The organism is Pontibacter sp. HJ8, assembly GCF_054824225.1.
This window is the reverse complement of sequence record NZ_JSYF01000389.1, coordinates 1-19,722: the sequence shown is the minus strand read 5'-3', so window position 1 is coordinate 19,722 and position 19,722 is coordinate 1. Positions and strand designations below refer to the sequence as shown.

Annotated in this window: 16 protein-coding genes and 1 tRNA gene; 6 read left to right on the top strand and 11 right to left on the bottom strand. The window is 50.8% G+C overall.

The features are described from left to right. The first annotated feature begins 303 nt into the window (after positions 1 to 303). Positions 304 to 2,343 carry a methionine--tRNA ligase gene (gene metG / locus OB13_RS16250; protein WP_461491228.1) on the top strand — a complete coding sequence of 680 codons (2,040 nt, stop codon included), beginning with the start codon at positions 304 to 306 and terminating at the stop codon, positions 2,341 to 2,343. 125 nt (positions 2,344 to 2,468) lie between these two features. Here metG and OB13_RS16245 read toward each other — a convergent pair whose 3' ends face one another. Then, complete coding sequence (locus OB13_RS16245) at positions 2,469 to 3,653, bottom strand: Pycsar system effector family protein (protein ID WP_461491227.1); 1,185 nt, start codon at positions 3,651 to 3,653, stop codon at positions 2,469 to 2,471. 477 nt (positions 3,654 to 4,130) lie between these two features. On the opposite strand from OB13_RS16245, the gene OB13_RS16240 reads away from it, so the two are divergent. Continuing rightward, positions 4,131 to 4,361 (top strand): hypothetical protein, encoded by a 231-nt coding sequence (locus OB13_RS16240; RefSeq protein ID WP_461491226.1) that lies wholly within the window; start codon positions 4,131 to 4,133, stop codon positions 4,359 to 4,361. A gap of 54 nt (positions 4,362 to 4,415) precedes the next feature. On the opposite strand, the gene OB13_RS16235 is transcribed toward OB13_RS16240, so the two are convergent. From OB13_RS16235 to purL, 7 genes are all read right to left on the bottom strand, one after another. Further along, positions 4,416 to 5,678: an MDR family MFS transporter gene (locus OB13_RS16235; protein ID WP_461491225.1), complete on the bottom strand. Its 1,263-nt coding sequence runs from the start codon at positions 5,676 to 5,678 to the stop codon at positions 4,416 to 4,418. Positions 5,679 to 5,783: 105 nt separating this feature from the next. After that, positions 5,784 to 6,656, bottom strand: coding sequence for a hypothetical protein (locus OB13_RS16230; RefSeq protein ID WP_461491224.1), 873 nt, complete (start codon positions 6,654 to 6,656; stop codon positions 5,784 to 5,786). Positions 6,657 to 6,666: 10 nt separating this feature from the next. Beyond that, entirely contained in the window at positions 6,667 to 7,230 is a 564-nt protein-coding gene (gene pth / locus OB13_RS16225) for an aminoacyl-tRNA hydrolase (protein WP_461491229.1), read from the bottom strand. Between the two features lie 227 nt (positions 7,231 to 7,457). Continuing rightward, positions 7,458 to 8,042: a 50S ribosomal protein L25/general stress protein Ctc gene (locus OB13_RS16220; protein ID WP_461491223.1), complete on the bottom strand. Its 585-nt coding sequence runs from the start codon at positions 8,040 to 8,042 to the stop codon at positions 7,458 to 7,460. A gap of 205 nt (positions 8,043 to 8,247) precedes the next feature. After that, positions 8,248 to 9,177, bottom strand: a complete 930-nt coding sequence (locus tag OB13_RS16215; RefSeq protein ID WP_461491222.1) for a ribose-phosphate pyrophosphokinase — start codon at positions 9,175 to 9,177, stop codon at positions 8,248 to 8,250. A 167-nt stretch (positions 9,178 to 9,344) separates the two neighbouring features. Then, positions 9,345 to 9,417 (bottom strand) — tRNA-Gln (locus tag OB13_RS16210). A gap of 106 nt (positions 9,418 to 9,523) precedes the next feature. After that, positions 9,524 to 11,740 (bottom strand): phosphoribosylformylglycinamidine synthase subunit PurL, encoded by a 2,217-nt coding sequence (gene purL, locus OB13_RS16205; protein ID WP_461491221.1) that lies wholly within the window; start codon positions 11,738 to 11,740, stop codon positions 9,524 to 9,526. 234 nt (positions 11,741 to 11,974) lie between these two features. Here purL and OB13_RS16200 point away from each other — a divergent pair, with 234 nt between their 5' ends. After that, positions 11,975 to 12,211: a hypothetical protein gene (locus tag OB13_RS16200; protein WP_461491220.1), complete on the top strand. Its 237-nt coding sequence runs from the start codon at positions 11,975 to 11,977 to the stop codon at positions 12,209 to 12,211. A 328-nt stretch (positions 12,212 to 12,539) separates the two neighbouring features. Next, a complete protein-coding gene (locus OB13_RS16195) occupies positions 12,540 to 13,070 on the top strand; it encodes a hypothetical protein (protein ID WP_461491219.1) in 531 nt (176 codons plus the stop codon). A 150-nt stretch (positions 13,071 to 13,220) separates the two neighbouring features. Here the strand turns inward: OB13_RS16195 and OB13_RS16190 are convergent, their stop codons facing one another. After that, positions 13,221 to 15,728, bottom strand: a complete 2,508-nt coding sequence (locus OB13_RS16190; protein ID WP_461491218.1) for a S9 family peptidase — start codon at positions 15,726 to 15,728, stop codon at positions 13,221 to 13,223. Positions 15,729 to 16,444: 716 nt separating this feature from the next. Between OB13_RS16190 and atpD the strand changes: the two genes are divergently transcribed. Both atpD and atpC read left to right on the top strand, forming a co-directional pair. Then, positions 16,445 to 17,953, top strand: a complete 1,509-nt coding sequence (gene atpD, locus OB13_RS16185; protein ID WP_461491217.1) for a F0F1 ATP synthase subunit beta — start codon at positions 16,445 to 16,447, stop codon at positions 17,951 to 17,953. Positions 17,954 to 18,040: 87 nt separating this feature from the next. Continuing rightward, positions 18,041 to 18,286 carry an ATP synthase F1 subunit epsilon gene (atpC, locus tag OB13_RS16180; RefSeq protein WP_461491216.1) on the top strand — a complete coding sequence of 82 codons (246 nt, stop codon included), beginning with the start codon at positions 18,041 to 18,043 and terminating at the stop codon, positions 18,284 to 18,286. A gap of 77 nt (positions 18,287 to 18,363) precedes the next feature. Here the strand turns inward: atpC and OB13_RS16175 are convergent, their stop codons facing one another. Beyond that, positions 18,364 to 19,170 carry a pseudouridylate synthase gene (locus OB13_RS16175; protein WP_461491215.1) on the bottom strand — a complete coding sequence of 269 codons (807 nt, stop codon included), beginning with the start codon at positions 19,168 to 19,170 and terminating at the stop codon, positions 18,364 to 18,366. Positions 19,171 to 19,298: 128 nt separating this feature from the next. Further along, positions 19,299 to 19,721 (bottom strand): hypothetical protein, encoded by a 423-nt coding sequence (locus OB13_RS16170; RefSeq protein ID WP_461491214.1) that lies wholly within the window; start codon positions 19,719 to 19,721, stop codon positions 19,299 to 19,301. Position 19,722: the final 1 nt, after the last annotated feature.

The following is a 19,722-nucleotide window of genomic DNA, read 5'->3' as shown; positions in this document are numbered from 1 at the left end:
CAAATGACCGCTGTCGCTCTTCTTTTCGTGCACGTTATTTTCGTTCTTCATACGCTTAGGATGATTAGATGGTAGTTTTACAGGTATAGCAGCACTCCTTGGCAGGCATGGGCTTTACCTGAACGGGCCCAAACCCGGGCCCTTTTATACCGCCCGGTTTGTATCTATATCCGGTGCAGGTAGTTTACCGTTTACGGATAAGGAGCAGAGGGGTCAGGTGAAACGGGCCATTTTTTTGGAATAGCAGGCGATTGCCGTGCAATCCGTTCTCTCTTCGTATATTTGTCTTTTCAAATAGAACTTATGGCTGAAAACTATAAACGATATACGGTAACGGCAGCGCTGCCTTATGCCAACGGTCCGGTGCACATTGGTCACCTGGCGGGCGTATACCTGCCTGCCGACATTTATGTACGCTACCTGCGCTTGCAGGGCAGGGACGTTAAATTTATCTGTGGCTCGGATGAGCACGGGGTGCCGATCACGATACGTGCCAAAAAAGAAGGTATAACCCCGCAGCAGGCAGTGGATAAGTACCACGAACTGATCAAGAAGTCCTTCCAGGACTTCAATGTGTCCTTCGACATCTACTCCCGTACCTCTTCTCAGACGCATCATGAAACAGCTTCTGATTTTTTCCTGAAGCTCTACGAAGACGGCAAATTCATTGAGCAGACCACCCAGCAGTACTTCGACGAAAAGGCCCAGCAGTTCCTGGCGGACCGTTACATCGTAGGTACCTGCCCCAAATGCGGCAACGAGAATGCCTACGGTGACCAGTGCGAGAATTGCGGTACTTCCCTTAATGCCACCGACCTGATCAACCCGAAAAGCACGCTGAGCGGCGCGGTGCCCGTCATGCGTGAGACCAAGCACTGGTACCTCCCCCTGAACGAATATGAGCCCTGGCTACGTGAGTGGATCGTGGAAGGGCATAAGAGCGACTGGAAGCCGAACGTATACGGGCAGTGCAAAAGCTGGATCGACCAGGGGTTGCAGCCACGCGCCGTTACCCGCGACCTCGACTGGGGCGTGCCGGTGCCGGTACAAGGCGCCGAAGGCAAAGTGCTGTACGTTTGGTTCGATGCGCCTATCGGTTACATCTCTGCCACCAAAGACCTCACACCGGAGTGGGAGACCTACTGGAAAGACCCGGAGACGAAGCTGGTACACTTCATCGGCAAAGACAACATCGTATTCCATTGCATCATCTTCCCGGCGATGCTGAAGGCGCACGGCGACTACGTGCTGCCTGACAATGTGCCGGCCAACGAGTTCCTGAACCTGGAAGGTGACAAGATCTCCACGTCCCGCAACTGGGCGGTATGGCTGCACGAATACTTGGAGGAGTTTCCGGGCAAAGGCGATGTGCTGCGCTATACCCTGTGTGCCAACGCTCCCGAATCGAAAGACAACGACTTTACCTGGAAAGACTACCAGGCCCGCAACAACAACGAACTGCTGGCTATACTGGGGAACTTCATCAACCGTGCTGTGGTGCTCACGCAGAAGTACTACAACGGGGAGGTGCCCGCCACCAACGACCTGCACGAATACGACAAGGAAGTGCTGGGCGTGCTGGAAGGGATGCCCCTGGTGATTGCGACCTACATTGAACGGTACCGCTTCCGCGATGCGCTGAGCGAGCTGATGAACCTGGCGCGCCTGGGCAATAAGTACCTGGCCGATACGGAGCCCTGGAAACTGATCAAGACGGATGAGGAGCGTGTCAAAACGATCATGAACATCGCCTTGCAGATCTCGGGTAGCCTGAGCATTCTGATGGAGCCATTCCTGCCGGAGTCTGCTGCCAAGCTACGCACCATGCTGAGCCTGAACCCGGGCATGTGGGCGGATGCCGGCGCCGCAGAGCTGCTGCCGGCCGGTCACGTGATCGGGAAGCCGGAACTGATGTTTGAGAAGATAGAAGACGCGGCCGTAGAGGCGCAGGTACAGAAACTGCTGGATACCAAAAAAGCGAACGAAGCGGCAAACGCCGTGGTAGAGCCTGCCAAAGAGAACATCTCCTTTGAAGATTTCTCTAAAATGGATATCCGCATCGGTACGATTATAGAAGCGGAAAAGGTAGCCAAAACCAAGAAGCTCCTGAAACTGAAGATCGATACAGGTATAGACCAGCGTACGGTGGTAAGCGGTATAGCCGAGTTCTTTAACCCGGAGGAGATCATCGGGCAGCAGGTAAGCATACTGGTGAACTTGGCGCCACGCGAGATCAAAGGCATTACGAGCCAGGGTATGATTCTGATGGCCGAGCATGCAGATGGTTCGCTGGCGTTTGTGCAGCCGGGCAAAGCGGTATCGAACGGCGGTACGGTAAGCTAAATCAGAGTTCGTATCAAAAGAAAAACCTCACATGTCTTCGGGCAGGTGAGGTTTTTTCGTGTAATGGTCTTTGCTGATTCAAAAGGGATTGATCCGTCAGGTATAGCAGATGGATTTTCTCACCTTCATCCCCGGTCAAAGAACAACCAGGCAAGGATATAACTGATGAGAACGGCTCCGATTCCGAGCGCAAAAACAGTATAGGCCAGCTTCAGCAAACGATACTTTCTGGACAGCACTTTTCCCTGCAGGTAAATATTATCGGCCATGCTGTTGTAGAGCAGGTTATGGTCCCGCATGATGTTGCGAATGCCATCGCGGTAGGTATAGGCATCCAGCTGAATAAAGTCTCCGAAAAACAGGAAGTCTATCTTGTTTTCAGGTATAGCTGCTTTCTTGATATTAGGCCGGGTGGAGCGTATGGCCAGGATAACCGTCACCAGGCAAACCACGGTGAGCAGGATGGAAGGGAGCAGCAGATGCGGCACATCCTGAAATTTGCTGAAAAAGGACGAAATCATAATAGAAGCGATGATGGCGTTGACCGAGATAAGCATGTTGGCTTTGTTGTCGGCGATCACACTCAGCTGCAGATGACTGGCCATCGTTGTCCGGAACATGGTTTCGATCCCCTTGCTCACTTTTTGTTCTTTTTCCTTCCGCAGCTCTTTCTTCAAATCTTTGTTTTCCTCCCAGAGCTCCTCCAGCTCCGCGTTGTCTTTGCTGAGCTCCTTCCGCTTTTTCTTTAAGAGCTTCAGGTTATTTTCTTTGCCGTCCGAAAAGGCGCGTTTGGCATACTTGGTAAAATAATAATGTTTTTTCAGCAGCACTAAATGCTGGTCAATCCAGGCGTACTGGCCAATTTTGGTGCTCGCATCCGCCGCTTTCTTTTCGGCCTTCTCCACATAGTCATCCGCCGCCAGAAAACTGGCCACTGCGTCGCAGAGGGCTTCTTCCAGCAGATCCTGAGGCTGTTGCGGGTAACGCGTGGCGGCGATGCTCTGGGATATTCTCAATATCTCGGCTTTGGACAGGCCACAGCTCACCAGGAACTCCGTAACCGGTGCTATTTTCTGCTCCTCCAAAAGTTCTCCCGACTCATCGCAATAGAGGTCGTGGAGCCAGGCGGCCAGCAGCAGCAGCCTGGTATCGGCCTCATTGAAGTCACAAAATCTGCTGATGGCCTCTGCCACCGAAACCAATGTCCGGGTATGCTGCAGGTCAAAGCCATCTGTCTCAGGGGCGCCTTCTGTCGGGAGTTTATGTCCCACAAAGGCGTTTGCTTTATCCAGAATATCTATTTCGATCATGGCGTTGTAGCGTTAGGAATACAGCTGAAATCAAAGGGTGCAGGGATATGTTTACTTGCTTTTCGGAAAGTAAAACTAAACCGGGGTGCTTTCTTTGGTATTGATAAAGTTAAAGTATAAAGCAGTTTATTTCTACATAAAAGCAGCTTACTTAGCAGACGGACAGGTTTTTTTAGTAGCGCTCTGATTTGGGGCAGCCACTGCCGAAAGGCTTTGGGAAAGGAAGCCCGCTCTGTTCTCTGATTGCGGTTTCGAAGGGCAAAAGCTGGTGAACAAGAGGCTCCATTATCAGAAGAAGAGGTGCAACAATTGCTTTTCTAGTCTTTGCCGATGAGGTGATAGAGGCTGATTTTCAGAATTAAAACTACATCCCGAACAATGGGGCAGCTGGCAGTATTTGCTTTGATTCTGTTGCCGTGACGAGAAGGTATGCTGTCAGAGTATGGAGTTTATATAGCTTCAGGAAACACCCCGGTCATGCGCCAGCATTGTCAGCTTGCCGCCCTTCAGTTCAACGACATAGAAGGGTATGCTGCGGGTATGCAGCTGCATGAAGAGCAGGCGTTGGCGCTCAAAGACCGGTACCGCCAGGCGTTGCATCCGGTGCATGCGCCATACCCTGGCCGTATCGTTCCACACGGCGGCGACAGCATGCTGCGCATCTTTTACAGGGCAGCGGAAGCAGAGAAAAGTGTTTTAGCTACATAACAGGCTTTTGTGTAGGAGCCAAAAATTACACCGCTATACCTGAGACAAGACCCGTTAGCCAATGACCACGCCGGCCTCACCTGCCGCTACAACAGGCTGTCCTTTCATCCGTTGCTGCTCCATCAGCTGCACGACCCAGTAAAGCCCTATCGCCGTCAGCACCGACAAAGCCCCCACGCTCCACCACAAGGTAGCAAAGCCATGATTGGATACGATGGTCATGCCCAGGTAAGGAGCCACCACGTGTGCGGCCGAGTAGGAGATGGTATAGAGCCCCATATAAGAGCCCCGGTTGCTTTCTGTAGAGCGTTCTACGGCAATGGTGGCCATGAACGGCATCGCCAGGATTTCGGCAATACTGAGCAGCAGCATGGCCACGTAGAGCACACTTACCTGCTGGAACAGGTTCAGAAGCACAAACGACGCTCCCAGGATCAGCATACCGGTCACGATCAACACCGATTTCCTTACTTTGTCCCCGATCAGGTATACTGCGATCATCTCCAGCAGGAAAACGATGAAGCCATTCAGGGCAAGCAGGCTGCCTATACCTCTTTCGGACAGGTCGTATGCCTGGCGGTAGTAGAGCGGGAGCGTGGTGATGAACTGAAAGAAAATGGATGCAAAGCAGCAGCACAACACCGTAAAAATAAGGAAGGGCACATCCTTGTAAGGCGAACGGGGAGAAGCGTCTGTCGTGATTTGTTTTTTCCGGCGCTGCGGGCTGTGTCCCTGTTGCTTGCGGAAGTAGAAGTAGAAGAAGATGCCGGCGGCCACACACGTTGCGCCATCCGCAATGAACAACCAGCGGTAAGAGATAGCTGCCAGAAAGCCGCCCAGCGCCGGGCCAATTGAAAAACCCAGGTTCAGGGCCATGCGGTTGAGCGAGAAAGCGCGGGTTACATTCTCCGGTTTGGCATAGTGGGCGATAGAGGCCGAGTTGGCAGGCCGCAAGGTATCGTTCACCAGGCTGAGGATGAAGACGCCTGCTGCCATGTATTCGAACTGGCGCAGGTTGAGCAGTACAAAATACAAGCTGCCACCCAGTGTCAGGCTCAGGAACTGTACTTTGAAGTGGCCCACGCGGTCGGTGAGCCAGCCCCCCAGGAAAGAGCCGCATACGGAGCCCAGGCCGTAAATACTCAGGATCATGCCGGCTTCCTTCAGCGGATAGTCCAGCACCTCTGTCAGGTATACGGCCAGGAAAGGCGTCACCATGGCGCCGCTCCGGTTGATGAACATCACCAGCGACATCATCCAGGCTGGGCGGGAGAGGCCTCCGAAGGCATTGCGGTAGAGCAGGAGTAGGCGTTTCATGATGTGTTGGTGGTAGTGGCCCCGGCAAGTTTAAGCAAGGTATACCTTGTTTTCTCCGTAAGAGAGCCAGCTATACCTGCCATTGGTGAGGGTTTATCCTGTTGCTTACTTTTCTACAAAAGAGACCGGCCGGATCGGGAAGAATTTGTCTACCAGTCTGAGCAGCCGGATACGCGTGTTTTTGACCTTCTTTCGGATAGGAAGTTGCCTGAAATCGAAGCTGGCCATCCGCCGGATGTCCTGCTCCAGGGTATAGGACTTGAGCAACGACTCCAGGAAAAAGGCGGTGATGGCTTCGTTCCAGTCCTCTTTGGTAGACCAGTAATGGCCGATCCAGGGGCTGGCGGCTTGCAGGCCGTACGTTTTGTCCAGCGCGACTGAGATGGCGAACTGCTCGATCAGGCGCCTCGTCACGCCGGCGGCACACATGTCATCACAAATCTGCAGCGCCAGCCGGATGGCCTCCAGGTTCTTCTGGGCAGGTATAGCCACCACGCCGGCATTCCACATGCTGCTGCCGTTGTCGATAATCACGCCGCCGAAAGCTTTGTGCTGCACCTGGCTCCACATCGTTTTTTCGGTTTTGCTGCCGAGCTCCGAGAGCTTCCCTTCCTGCTCATGCATCAGCGCTATACCTTGTGCGAGCAGTTGCTGAAAGCTTTGCAGGTCGTGGTGCAGGAACGTATCCGTATCCAGGTATACGACCGGGTGTCGGCCGTTTTTCAGCATAAAGTCTTCGATCGCCTTGATCTTGACACGCCAGAAAAAGTCATGCTCGCCTTTCCATTCCTGTAACAACTGTTCCGTCACCGGCACCACGTTCACAAACTTGCCGAGGTGGGTATAGAACTCCGGATGATCGGTGTACATGTGGATAGAGTTCACCTGCTCCCGCTGCTGCAGAAAAGAAAGCATGCAGAAGTTGGCCTGGTAGTGGTTCTTGATGTTGGCGCCGAAGGTCAGGAAAAGTAGATCCATGGTAGGTTGCTTACTTCGTATTATACTGGTTCATGGTGCGCTCCAGGCCGATACTGCCAAAGGCGATAGCCGAGTCCGCAGCCTTCTCAATGATGGTTTGCAGTTCTGCCTTTTCGTCGTCGCTGAAGGTGCTGAGCACATAATCTACCTGTTTGCCTTTGTGGAAAGAGTCGCCGACACCAAAACGCAGTCGTGGGTAGTTGTTGTGCCCCAGCGTCTGCTCGATGTGCTTGAGACCATTGTGGCCGCCGGCACTGCCTTTGGCCCGTATGCGCAGTTTCCCGAATGGTAAGGCAATGTCATCGGTGATCACCATCATCTGGTCCGGCGTGAGCTTCAGGCTATTCAGGTAGTGCCCTACTGCCTTGCCGCTCAGGTTCATGTAGGTGGTAGGCTTTACCAGCACATAGGTGCGTCCTTTGCTCTTGATCTCCGCAACGAAGGCATGCCGGCCCACCTCAAACTTTCCATCAAATTTCTTTGCCAGGTAGTCCAGCACCATAAAGCCAATGTTGTGACGCGTCTCTGCATACTCAGGACCTATATTGCCGAGGCCCACGATCAGGTATTTCATACTGGTATCTTCGGTAATGGCTACTGCTTCTTCACGAAAGCCAAGCCATTGTTTTATGTTCTGGATTGTTGAATTGCTCAATTGTTAAAGTATTGATTGGCGTGGTATGGTATTGAAAAAGCAATTTAGCCATTTAACAATTAAACAGTTTAACCTTTAATTAAAAACAAAAATCCTGCCCTGCTCGGAGCAGGACAGGATTCAGATTGCTTTTGAAGCCGTAAGGATTACTTCTTACCGCGGGTTTCTTCAGCCTGTGCACTCTTAAGAGCACGTGGAATAGTAACAGTTGCTACCGGCGCAAGTGAGTTGGTCAGGATCTCGTAGTCACCTTTCGCAATTTTGCTTACTTTGATAGACTTACCAAGTTCCAGCTCAGAGATGTCCACCTCGATTGCGTCTGGCAGGTTAGCAGGAAGCGCTTTGATCTTCAGCTTACGCAGTTTTGTCACAAGCTTACCACCGGCCATTACACCTGGTGAGTTGCCTACAAATTTAACCGGAACGTCGATCTTAACTGCTTTGTCATCCTGTAACAGCAGGAAGTCAACGTGCAACAACATTTCGTTCACCGGGTGGAACTGTAAGTCCTGAAGGATCGCTCTGTAGTGCGTGCCTTCGATATTCAGGTCTACTTCGTATACTACTGGAGAATAAACTAAGTCTCTGAACAGGATAGCTGGTGCGTAGAAGTGAATTTGCTCAGCGCCGCCATATAATACACCTGGTACATAAGACTCATTACGCAGCTCTTTCGTCTGCGCTTTGCCGAGATTTGCTCTTTTAAACCCTATAATCTCTAAAGTTTTCATAAAAATGAATTTGTTAAAATTTCAGGCTACAAAGGTAGGAATTTAATTGTTGATTGTTGAATTGCTGATTGTTTTTTTCTAGGAAAGTACAATCCAACTCAAGAATCAATTTTTAACTACCTGCCAAACCTGCTTCAATATTATATCTTATGCTGGTTGTCAATCATTGCGAACAACAATTAACAACCAGCCATCAACAATTAAATTAAATAAACAGTGAGCTGATCGACTCGTGCGTTACCACGTTGTTGATGGCGCGGGCAAACAATTCGGAGAAAGAAAGCACTTTGATTTTGGAGCAATCCTGACGCAATGGAATCGTGTCGGATACCACCAGTTCTTCCAGTACCGAGTTCTCGATGCGCTCGTAAGCCGGGCCGGAAAGAACCGGGTGTGTAGCGATCGCTCTTACTGATTTAGCTCCTTTGTCTTTGAGCAGTTTAGCAGCCTGGGTGATGGTGCCGGCTGTATCCACCATGTCATCCACCAGTACCACATCCATACCTTCCACGTCACCGATCACCTGCATGGAGGCAATCTCATTGGCACGTTTGCGGTGTTTGTCGCAGACAACCATCTCAGCACCGAAGTTTTTGGCGAAGGCTCTTGTTCTTACCACACCCCCTACGTCCGGAGAAGCGAAGATCAGGTCCGAGCCCAGGTTGAGGCTGCGCAGGTAAGGCACGAAAATGGCCGAACCATCGAGGTGGTCTACCGGGATGTCGAAGAAGCCCTGGATCTGGCCGGCGTGCAGGTCGCAGGTCATCAGGCGGTCAGCGCCGCAGGACTGTATGGCGTTGGCCAGTACTTTGGAACCGATGGAAACGCGGGGCTTGTCTTTTCTGTCCTGACGGGCATAGCCGTAGTACGGCATCACGACGATCACTTTGTGTGCTGATGCACGCTTGGCTGCGTCGACCATCAGCATGAGTTCCATCAGGTTGTCGGCTGGCGGAAATGTGGACTGTACCAGGAATACTTCTGCGCCACGCACCGACTCATTGAAGTGGGGTGCCATTTCTCCATCGCTAAAACGCTGTAATTCAAGGTCGCCGAGCTTAGTGCCGTAAGCGGCAGCTATTTTTTCGGCCAAGTATTTGGAGGCGGAACCAGCGAAAATTTTTACCTGTGGCATAATGCGGCTAAATGCTAATTGTTGTAGGGTTAGGTTTAGATTATTATGCCCGCAAAGCTACAAAATTCCTGAAACATGCCACCTGATATTTCTGATTTTTAATTAGTTACAGCTGAGCCTAAAGCAAGAAGAGCAACACTCTATGGGGAGTGTTGCTCTTCTAAAAGTTGTCCGACCAGGTTTCGAACCTGGACTCTTCTGAACCAAAATCAGACGTGTTGCCAGTTACACCATCGGACAATCTCTACTAAACTTCCGTGCCAGAAGCACCGTTGTCGTTTGATGTTGCAAAGATAGGTAGACGATTTTAAACTGCAAACATTTGGTGCAAAATATTTAAAATAATTTAGTCCAAAATCTGCTCCAGTGCTGTGTCATAGTGCTTTTTGGCTACCGTCACCGCATGGAAAAGCTCGCCGTCGATGTGACAGTCGTGGGCTGTTACTTTACCTAAATTCGTGAAATTCACGCCCTTATTTTGCAAGGCCTGCTCAAAAGCAGCCTGCTGCTCCGGCGAAACAGAAACCACTACACGGCTCTGGCTCTCACCAAATAAATAAGCGTCTTTTCTGAAATTTTTGTCCGTCTCTACATCAAAGCCAAGTTCATTTGGCATACCTGCCTCCAGCAGCGCGATGTACAGACCACCGTCCGCCACGTCATGTGCCGACTGCACCAACCTTTGAGCGATCACTTCCCGGATGGCATCCTGCAGCTTCACTTCTTCTTCCAGAATGAAATGCGGGGCAGGGGAGAGCTTCACGTTGTGGAAAGAGTACAGGTACTCCGATGAAGCGATGTCGTTCTGCGCATCTCCAACCAGGTAGATCAGATCGCCGGCCTTCTGGAAAGCCAGTGTCATTTTGTTGTTCTTATCTTCGAGTATACCCAGCATACCAATCGTAGGCGTCGGGAACACCGGGCCTTCGTCCGAAGACTGGTTGTAGAAGCTCACGTTACCGCCAGTTACCGGTGTACCGAGTGCGGTGCAGGCCTTGCTCATGCCTTTGATGGCGCCCACAAAGTGCCAGTATACCTCTGGCACGTAAGGGTTGCCGAAGTTGAGGCAGTTGGTGATGGCTACCGGCTCAGCGCCGGAGCAAACGATGTTACGGGCAGCTTCGGCCACCGCAATGGCCGTTCCCTCTTCCGGGTCTGCGTATACGTAGCGGCTATTGCAGTCCACGGTTACGGCGATCGACTTGTTGGTGCCTTTCACTTTCACCAGGGCAGCATCCGAAGGGGCATTGGTCGTCATGGTGGCGGTGCCTACCATGGAGTCGTACTGGCGGTATACCCAGCGCTTGGAAGCGATGTTGGGGTGCATGGCCAGGAACTCAGCTACGGCCTGGTAATCTTCCGGCTCGGCTACCTGGTCGATGTTGAATTTTTTGGATTCGGCAAAGTAAGCCGGTTCACGGTACTCTCTGTGATAAACCGGAGCGCCACCGCCCAGTACCAGGTCGTTGGCAGGAACTTCAGCCACCAGTTCGCCGCCCAGGTAGTAGCGCAGGGTACCCCCTTCTGTCACCACGCCAATCTGCTCGCAGTACAAGTCCCACTTGTCGCAGATAGCTTTGATAGACTCCTCATGGCCTTTCTTCATCACGATCAGCATACGCTCCTGGCTTTCGGAAAGCAGGATCTCGAACGGTACCATGTTCGCCTGACGCGTAGGCACTTTGTCCAGCCAGATATCCATGCCGTGCTCGCCTTTGGCGCTCATCTCGGAAGTGGAGCAGGTGATGCCGGCAGCGCCCATGTCCTGCATACCGATCACGTGGCCGGACTGAATGATCTCCAGCGTCGCCTCCAGCAACAATTTCTCCTGGAAGGGGTCACCTACCTGAACAGAAGGAAGGTCTTTGGCCGAATCTTCGGTAATGTCTTTGGAAGCAAAGGCTGCACCGTGTATACCGTCCTTGCCAGTAGCAGAACCCACGATGAACACCGGGTTGCCAACTCCATACGAAGTGGCAGAAGCCGTTTCGCCTACTTTTACGATACCTGCCGAAAAGGCATTTACCAGCGGGTTGATGTTGTAGCACTCGTCAAAGAAAAGCTCGCCGCCCACCGTAGGTATGCCGAAGGCATTGCCGTAGTCGCCGATGCCTTTCACAACACCTCGTAAAAGACGCTGTGTTTTCTCTGAACGCGGGTTGCCGAAGCGGAGGGAGTTAAGCTGCGCGATTGGTCGGGCACCCATCGTGAAAATATCTCTGTTGATACCACCCACGCCGGTCGCTGCGCCCTGATAAGGCTCAATGGCAGAAGGGTGGTTGTGTGATTCTATCTTGAAGCTACAGGCGTAGCCATCGCCGATGTCCACGAGGCCGGCATTCTCTTCGCCAGCCTTGGCCAGCATACGCGGCGAGTCCTTGGGCAAAGTCTTGAGCCAGACGATGGAGTTCTTGTAAGAGCAGTGCTCCGACCACATAACAGAAAATATACTGAGTTCTGTGAAGTTCGGGGTGCGCCCTAATATTTGCTTGATCTTTTCAAATTCCTCTTCCAGAAGGCCGAGCTTCTGTGCTGTTTCTACTGTAGTCAGTTCTTGTTCCACGTTTTGTCTGGCTTAGGTAAACGGATAAACAAAAGTAGGAACTTATAGATTAAGAAGACAGCTTTCTTGCGGTTTTTGCTCAAATGCAACCTCTCCGTCACGATCAGCAGGCAGGTAGGGAAGTTTGTGGCGCAGGCGAAGTGGCAAGGTGTGGATAAATATCCAAGCTTTTCTGAGAATTGTCTGTCACCATTGCAGCATTGCTGCGTAAAGTAGTCTTCTAAAGCTTAGAATATGATTCTCTCTACCATGACTGTCAATCCTGATATGATTACGACTACCTGCGGACGCCACCTGGATCTCAGCCGATCTGAGCTGGTGATCGAGCGTGCCAATAGTCTCTTCAGTTACAACATTCACAAGCTTGACTCGGGAGAATATGTCATAGCGGAGAAGTTTTATGCCAATCCATTCAATAACCGGTATATCCTGCTCAACGACGAGCAGATCGAGATGCTGAAAGCGCTTTAGACAATACAGATACCTTTTACTTTATACCATTACAGTTTTTAGATTATGCATAAATTACTTGCCTTCAGAATATTCAGGGCTATCTGGGCCCAGATCCAGTAATCTTCGGATTCATCGTTCTTGCAGGTCTTCCAGCTCACCAGCTTTGGCCTTTGCTATACCTTTAAATCTCATAATTTAGCTGCTAATGAAAGCCTATGTTCCAGATAAAAACACAAGGTATAGGTGTGCCTGCCTGATGGTAAAATAAATAGTTGCTTCTGGTTGGAAAAGAAGCTTAGAGGGATTATATTTATCAGTAAATTTATACTACTAATCCTTCTGCTTTATGAAACCGGCTTACTTATTTCCCATCTTGTTGCTGACAGGTTTTGGCTTCTACCAGTCAAGCCTTTCTGAATCATCCAGGCAACCTGACCGTCCTTACACTACAGGCGGTACTGGGCTAGTGACTGCCAGCCAGGATACGGCCAAGGTGCCGTATGTACGGGATGCCGACAAGAAGAAGAAAAAGAAGAAAGCAGATAAAACTCCGGCTTCGAAAACAACAAAGATCACCTATACCTTGGGGATATCACGCGCTTCCATCGCCCGTAGAACGGATGAGGGGCATCATGTCGAAATTGAGGTGATGTCGTCGGGGAGTAAAATGCGTGCCCTGGATGATCTCCAAATGATAGGCAGTAGCGGTTCCCAGGTGTCAGGAGGCAACTTTCTTGGATTTGATAATATTGAATTGCCGTTCGAGGGATCCATTCGCTTTAAGGCTGTAAACAAAATGAACAGTGCTGTCTACGACAGGGAAGTACGATTCGTGGTGAAGGACCCAGGTCGGTGGGTGGTCAGGCTGGAGCTGTAAGCATCTGACGAATACGTTTAGGTATGGAGGCTTTGTAAAACATCGGCCTATACCTGAATTGCCTTCGTAGAGGAAGCGAACAAACGTAACAAAAAGGGCCGCCGGTATGCACCGGCGGCCCTTTTATATACTATGGAAGTAAGCATTGGCTTAGTCTTCGTCAGGAGCAGTTACTGCTGCTGAGCGCTTTTTATCGCCCCCGTTCTCTACCTCCCGGTTGATCTCCTTGATATCGACAGGCTGGGAGAAGTCGCCAAGAAGATGCCTGGTGAAATAGTCACCCATCATCCAGAAGAAATACTCCGTCATATCGCCGAAGCCGTGGCGCTGGCCAGGCAGCAGCATGAAGTCGAAGCGCTTGTTGGCTTTGATGAGCGCGTTGGCCATGCGGATGGTATTGGCCGGGTGCACGTTGTTGTCCACATCGCCGGTCACCAGTAGCAGGTTTCCTTTCAGGTTGCGCGCCAGATCCGGGTTCTTTTCGATGGCATATACAAACGTCGTATCTCCCTTCGGGGTCACGACCTCTTTCACGCCATGGTGCTTCTCGCTCCACCAGCGGTTGTAGATGTTGTTCTCGTGGTTGCCCGCGCCCGAAACAGCTACCTTGAAGAAATCAGGGTATACCAGCATGGCCGCCGTCGACATAAAGCCGCCACCGGAGTGCCCTGTTATACCTACCCTGTCGATATCGATGAACTTGTGGCGGTCTGCCAGCTGCTCTATAGCCGATTTCTTGTCGGCCAGGCCGTAATCGCGCAGGTTGCCGTAGCCGTAGGTATGGTACCACTTGGAGCGAGCCGGGTGGCCGCCTCTGTTACCCACCGTGATCACGACAAAACCTAGTTGCGACAAGCGGTCGATGCGGTCCATGCTGCGGCCGAAAGCTTTGTTGACCGCCTCTGTCTGCGGACCCGGGTATACGTACGCGATGATCGGGTAAGTCTTGGTAGAGTCAAAGTCGAACGGCTTGTACATCACGCCATAAATATCGGTGATGCCATCGTCTGCTTTTACCATGAAAGGCTCCGGGAACTTATAGCCTGTGCTCATCAGACGGCTCAGGTCCGCTTTCTCCAGGTCCATCACTTTGCGGCCTTTGTTGTTATACACAGCAGTCATCGGCACGGTGTTCACCCTGGATGCCGTGTTCACGAAGTAGCTGTTGCCATCGTTCATGCTCGCGCTGTTGTCGAAGTTGCCTTTGTTGAGCAAAGCGAGGCCGCTGCCGTCGAAATTGATGCGGTAGAGGTGCATCAGGTAGGGGTCTTCGCCTTCTTCACGACCATTGGCGGTAAAGTATAGCACGCGGTTTTTCTCGTCAATCCCTACAATGTCTTCGGAGTGGAAGGAGCCGGAGGTGATTCTGTTTTTGAGTTTACCTGCTCCGTCATAAAGATAGAAGTGGCCCCAGCCATCACGCTCAGACCAATGGATGATCTCCTTGCCGCCGTTCACCAGGCCAATGCGTGTTACTTCCACATAGGTGTTGAAGCGCTCCTGGATCACGGGCGTTACTTTTCCTGAAGCAATATCGAGTTCGCAAACATCTATCTTTTTGAGGTCGCGGCTGGTGCGGGTGAAGTAGAGTTTGCTGTTGGTGCCGTGCCAGAGGTTGGCCCGGTTCTCATCGTCGCGGCTCTTTTGCAGGGCAGGCGCAGACCAGAGTGAAAGCTCCTGGTCTTTGAAAGCAGCGGCATTGATCTTTTTCTGGGTTTTGGCAGCAAAATCAAACAGCAGGAATTCCCGGATCGGCGCTTCCTTTTCGCCCGGCATCTGATATTTATACGTTTCCAGCGCAGGTCTTCCTTGGGCCGTGTTGTGGATCACCCACAGGTCTTTCACTTTGCGCTCGTCGGTACGGATCATGGTGAAGTGCTTCGAATCCGGTGACCAGAGGAGAAAGGCCGGCTTGCGGTTCTTTTTGTTTTTCGCGCGCTCCACATTTGTTTCGCCACGTGAGTCGCCATAGGTATAATACTCCACGCCATCTTTGGTGAGCTGGTGCTCGACGATGGTGGTGTCCTTGTCATTCTTCAGCGCCTTCTCATAGTTGGCTTTGTCCATCCAGTACAGGTTATGCTCCTTGGCATACACAACCACCGACTGGTCCGGAGAGATGGAAGCCCAGCGTGGCTTGGCCTTTGGTTTCTCATAGTCCTTTAGCTCTACCAGTTGCTCCGTTTGCAGGTTGTACTGGAAGTAAAAGGTTTTCTTTTCCAGTGAGTCCGCCAGCTTCTTGTCCAGGCGGTCCTTTTTCACCTGGTCGATGGTGCTCTTGATCTCGAACTGCACGCTCTTTTCGTCTTCCGTGAATTTGAGATTCTGCACCGGGAGGTTCTGTGCATCGAAAGCGTCCTGCACGATCATGGTCACAGCAGAAGCCACCTTGGCATTGTCAAAGATCAGCCTCTTCGACTTAGTAGCCGGGTCTACCAGGTACCAGTTCTTGCCATTGCTGGTCTCGTACTCGTACCAGAAGCGGTCGGAGTTTTTGAGCCAGTGCGGATCAAGGGTGGTAGTAAAAATGAGTTTTTCCAGTTTTTTGGGTGAAAAGCGGGAAGCTAACTGGTAATTCCCTTTGGCCGGCGCTGCAGGTTGAGCCTGCACCCCGATGCCCGCTATGAGCAGCATAGCGATCAGGTAAATTTTCTTCATGAAAAGGTTAGTTGGGTAGTTAAGATAATAGGGTGCAAATAAGTAAAAAAATAACAGCTGTTACAGGCAGGTACAGGTAATGTTACAGCAAGGCTGTACGTACTGTGTATTTCTGGCTGTGCAAGGGTATAGACTGTCTGGCTGCTCCAAAGTTTAAAAGGCATAAAAATATTGCAGCAGCAGGAGAGGGGCGTTTGCTCGTTGAAATTCCCGTGCACGAATGACACACCTGGCGCGAATGTGTAGTCCATACCTTTATCGGTTCTTTCGGACTTCCCAGTCCGAAAGTAACCTGTAGGGGATTTCCTAATCCCCGCTATACCTGTCTCGTGCAAGCCATGGAATGCAAATTGGGAAATCCGAGAAATCGAAGGCTATCATGGGGTATCACGCCACACGTGCCGGCCGGTAGGAACAGAAGAGGCCCAATGCCTCACACGCGCCTGAGGCGAGCGAGTGCGCTAGAATGGGTAGTGAATTAAGAATAAAAAGGATCTGCTGTCAGGTGGCCAACTCCAGCGCAAATCACAGGCCTTGCCAGAGATAAACCCCCTGTTATACCTGCATCTCCGGCTTTATTTGTATCTTGTGCGCTATGCTCTGGTTTTGAGTAGGTTAAAACTTTTTGGGGTGTTGTATGGAATTGTCCCTTTTATACATTAGTTTTGCACCCTGAAATAGCTCCGTTATAATAGTTAATCAATATAAAAAGTCAAATGGCGAATATTGGCAGAATTACCCAAGTTATCGGTCCGGTGGTGGACGTTAGCTTTGCGGGTGAAAACGCAAAACTACCAAATATCCTCGATGCGCTTGAGGTAATAAAAGAAAGCGGCCAGCGCATCGTGCTGGAAGTGCAGCAGCACCTCGGCGAAGATCGTGTACGTACCATTGCAATGGACTCTACAGAAGGCCTTACACGTGGTGCACAGGTAAATGACCTGGGTGGCCCGATCACTATGCCAACTGGAAATGCCATTAATGGCCGTCTGTTCAACGTAATCGGCGAAGCAATTGATGGTATACCGCAGCCCGCTACTACTACGCGTCTGCCAATTCACCGTGCTGCGCCTCTTTTCGAAGAACTTGCAACTTCTTCTGAAATCCTCTATACCGGTATTAAAGTAATCGACCTGTTAGCGCCTTATGTGAAAGGTGGTAAAATTGGTCTTTTCGGTGGTGCCGGGGTAGGTAAGACCGTATTGATCATGGAGCTGGTAAACAACATTGCCAAGGCCTATTCCGGTCTTTCTGTGTTTGCCGGTGTTGGTGAGCGTACGCGCGAAGGAAACGACTTACTTCGTGAATTCCTTGAGTCAGACATTATCCGTTACGGTGCCGAGTTTAAGCACTCCATGGAGTCCGGCGGATGGGATCTGACGAAAGTAGACATGGCAGAACTTGAGAAGTCGCAGGCGACACTTGTGTTCGGTCAGATGAACGAGCCTCCTGGGGCCCGTGCACGTGTGGCCCTGTCTGGTCTTACTGTAGCGGAAAACTTCCGTGACGGTGATGGTACTGGTGCAGGCCGTGACATCCTGTTCTTTATCGACAACATCTTCCGCTTTACTCAGGCAGGTTCTGAAGTATCAGCTCTATTAGGTCGTATGCCATCAGCAGTAGGTTACCAGCCAACGCTGGCAACTGAAATGGGTGCCATGCAGGAGCGTATCACGTCTACTAAGCGTGGATCCATTACATCCGTACAGGCCGTTTACGTACCTGCGGATGACTTGACTGACCCGGCTCCGGCGACGACTTTCGCTCACTTGGACGCTACCACAGTACTTTCCCGTAAGATTGCCGAGTTGGGTATCTACCCGGCGGTGGATCCACTGGACTCTACTTCCCGTATCCTGTCTGCCGACGTGCTGGGCGAAGCCCACTACGGTACAGCACAGCGCGTGAAAGAGATTCTGCAGCGTTACAAAGAACTTCAGGACATCATCGCCATCCTGGGTATGGACGAACTTTCTGAAGAAGATAAGCAGGTGGTACACAGAGCGCGCCGTGTGCAGCGTTTCCTGTCTCAGCCTTTCCACGTTGCAGAGCAGTTCACCGGTCTGAAAGGAGTTCTTGTAGACATCAAAGAGACCATCCGTGGCTTCAACGAGATCATGGACGGTAAGTACGATCACCTGCCTGAGGCAGCCTTCAACCTGGTAGGTACCATTGAAGACGCCGTAGCAAAAGGTGAGAAGATGATGGCTGAAGCAGCAAAATAGGTTAAACAAGTTCTGAGTTCTGAGTTCTGAGTCTCGAGTTTTCGGGTATAACTCAAAACTCAGAACTCGTGACTCAAGACTCAGAAGATGTATTTAGAAATAATCACACCTGATAAAAAGGTTTTTGCCGGTGAGGTAGAGGCAGCTCAGTTTCCTGGAACCAACGGTTCGTTTGAAGTGCTGAACTCGCACGCCCCCCTTATCAGCACCATGGAAAGCGGCAGAATCCGTATCACCACCAAACAAGGACAAGAGTTCTTTATCGTGGATGGTGGTGTGGTAGAAGTGCTGAACAACAAGATCATTGTACTGGCTGAATCAGTAAGCGAGTAACAACAGCACCAGCTAAAGCATAAAAAAGCCCCTTCTGTTCGATAAGAGCAGAAGGGGCTTTTGTTTTTACAGGAAAGTTATTCCGGTTTTTCATCCAGCTCGATGGCTTCCAGCATGTGGGACAAGATCGGCGCGCATTTCTCCCGGCAGGCCGGGTAAAAGTGGCCATGTTTCCAGAAATCAGATTTAGGGGATAATCCCCACCAGAATTCTGCCATGGCTATGGGTGTCATGTCGTGTTGGAACGCGTGCTGCAGGAGCTTCGGAGCAGCACATTCTCCGGCTCCAGCAGGCGGATTGTTGTTGGTCGTGTTTAGGAAAATGTCGCGTAAGCTTTTTTCTTCCCCCGCTTGGTTCAGGAAATGGTAGTGGTCGAAGAGTTTGCCCTGAAGCGCGATAGAGTTTGTTTTGCGCAGATTCAGAAGCAAAGCAAGTCTCATCCGGTTTTCATCTGTACATAGCTGCCCTTCAAGTGCTTTTATTTCCTGATTGATGCGCGTCAGCTCCGTCATTCCTTTGTTCAGGAAGCTGCCTTCTGTCAGACTGTCAAAAACAGGTGGTACGAATTTAGCATGGTGGTAGCCACCCGCTAATTTCCCTGAAAAAGCAGCCAGATAACCCACTTTATGTTGTGCTGTTCTGACTACCAGCACGCCAAACATCTTTCCAATGACGGCTCCTTCTTTTCCTGCCTCTAAGCCGAAGTTGTGGTCCCATTCATTCTGGTTTTGGAGGTGCAACTGGAGTTCTTCGGATGCCAGCAGGCAGAGCGGGTGCGGCTCATATTCGAACGGGTAGGTGAACTTTTCTGGCAATCTGTAAGCCGCTATGGATCGATCGAAAGGGAGAAAGAACTTGCTTTCGAGTGGTATTGATTGAATCAAACTCAGGGTGTGTTATGTGTTGTGCAGTTCCTGCTATACACACCAGGAACAGTGATCGGGAATGTTGGCTAGTGTAAAAGACAGGGTTATAAAGTGCCTGATTATTAATCAGGTATGGTTGCAAGAAGTTATTCTTTTACTTTGATATAGGTTTCAATATTTAGTCTGTCTACCCCTGCGCTTACCACTTTTTCTACTCCCTTTTGAATGAGTGTATCCCCCTTCAGAGCAATCGTAAAGGTGAAATCGTTCCCCTCCCATTCCCGGGCACTGCAATATTCCAGATGTTCTGTGTACAAACTGTCTTTGAGCGAATAAGGGCCTCCTCCGGAAACAAAAATAGCAGAATCTTTGCCTTTAGTAAGATCATGCTGTAAAAAGGCAAAGTGGGTTTCATTGATGATCTTTATAAAGGATACATCTTTGGTGTAATTCGTTACAGTGGTATCGCCTTTCTCTATTAGCGTGGCCTCCATCAACTGCCAGGTTCCGGTTATCGGATTGGGAGTCGTTTTTGAGGTCATATCACCAGTTTCTTTTCCACACGACATG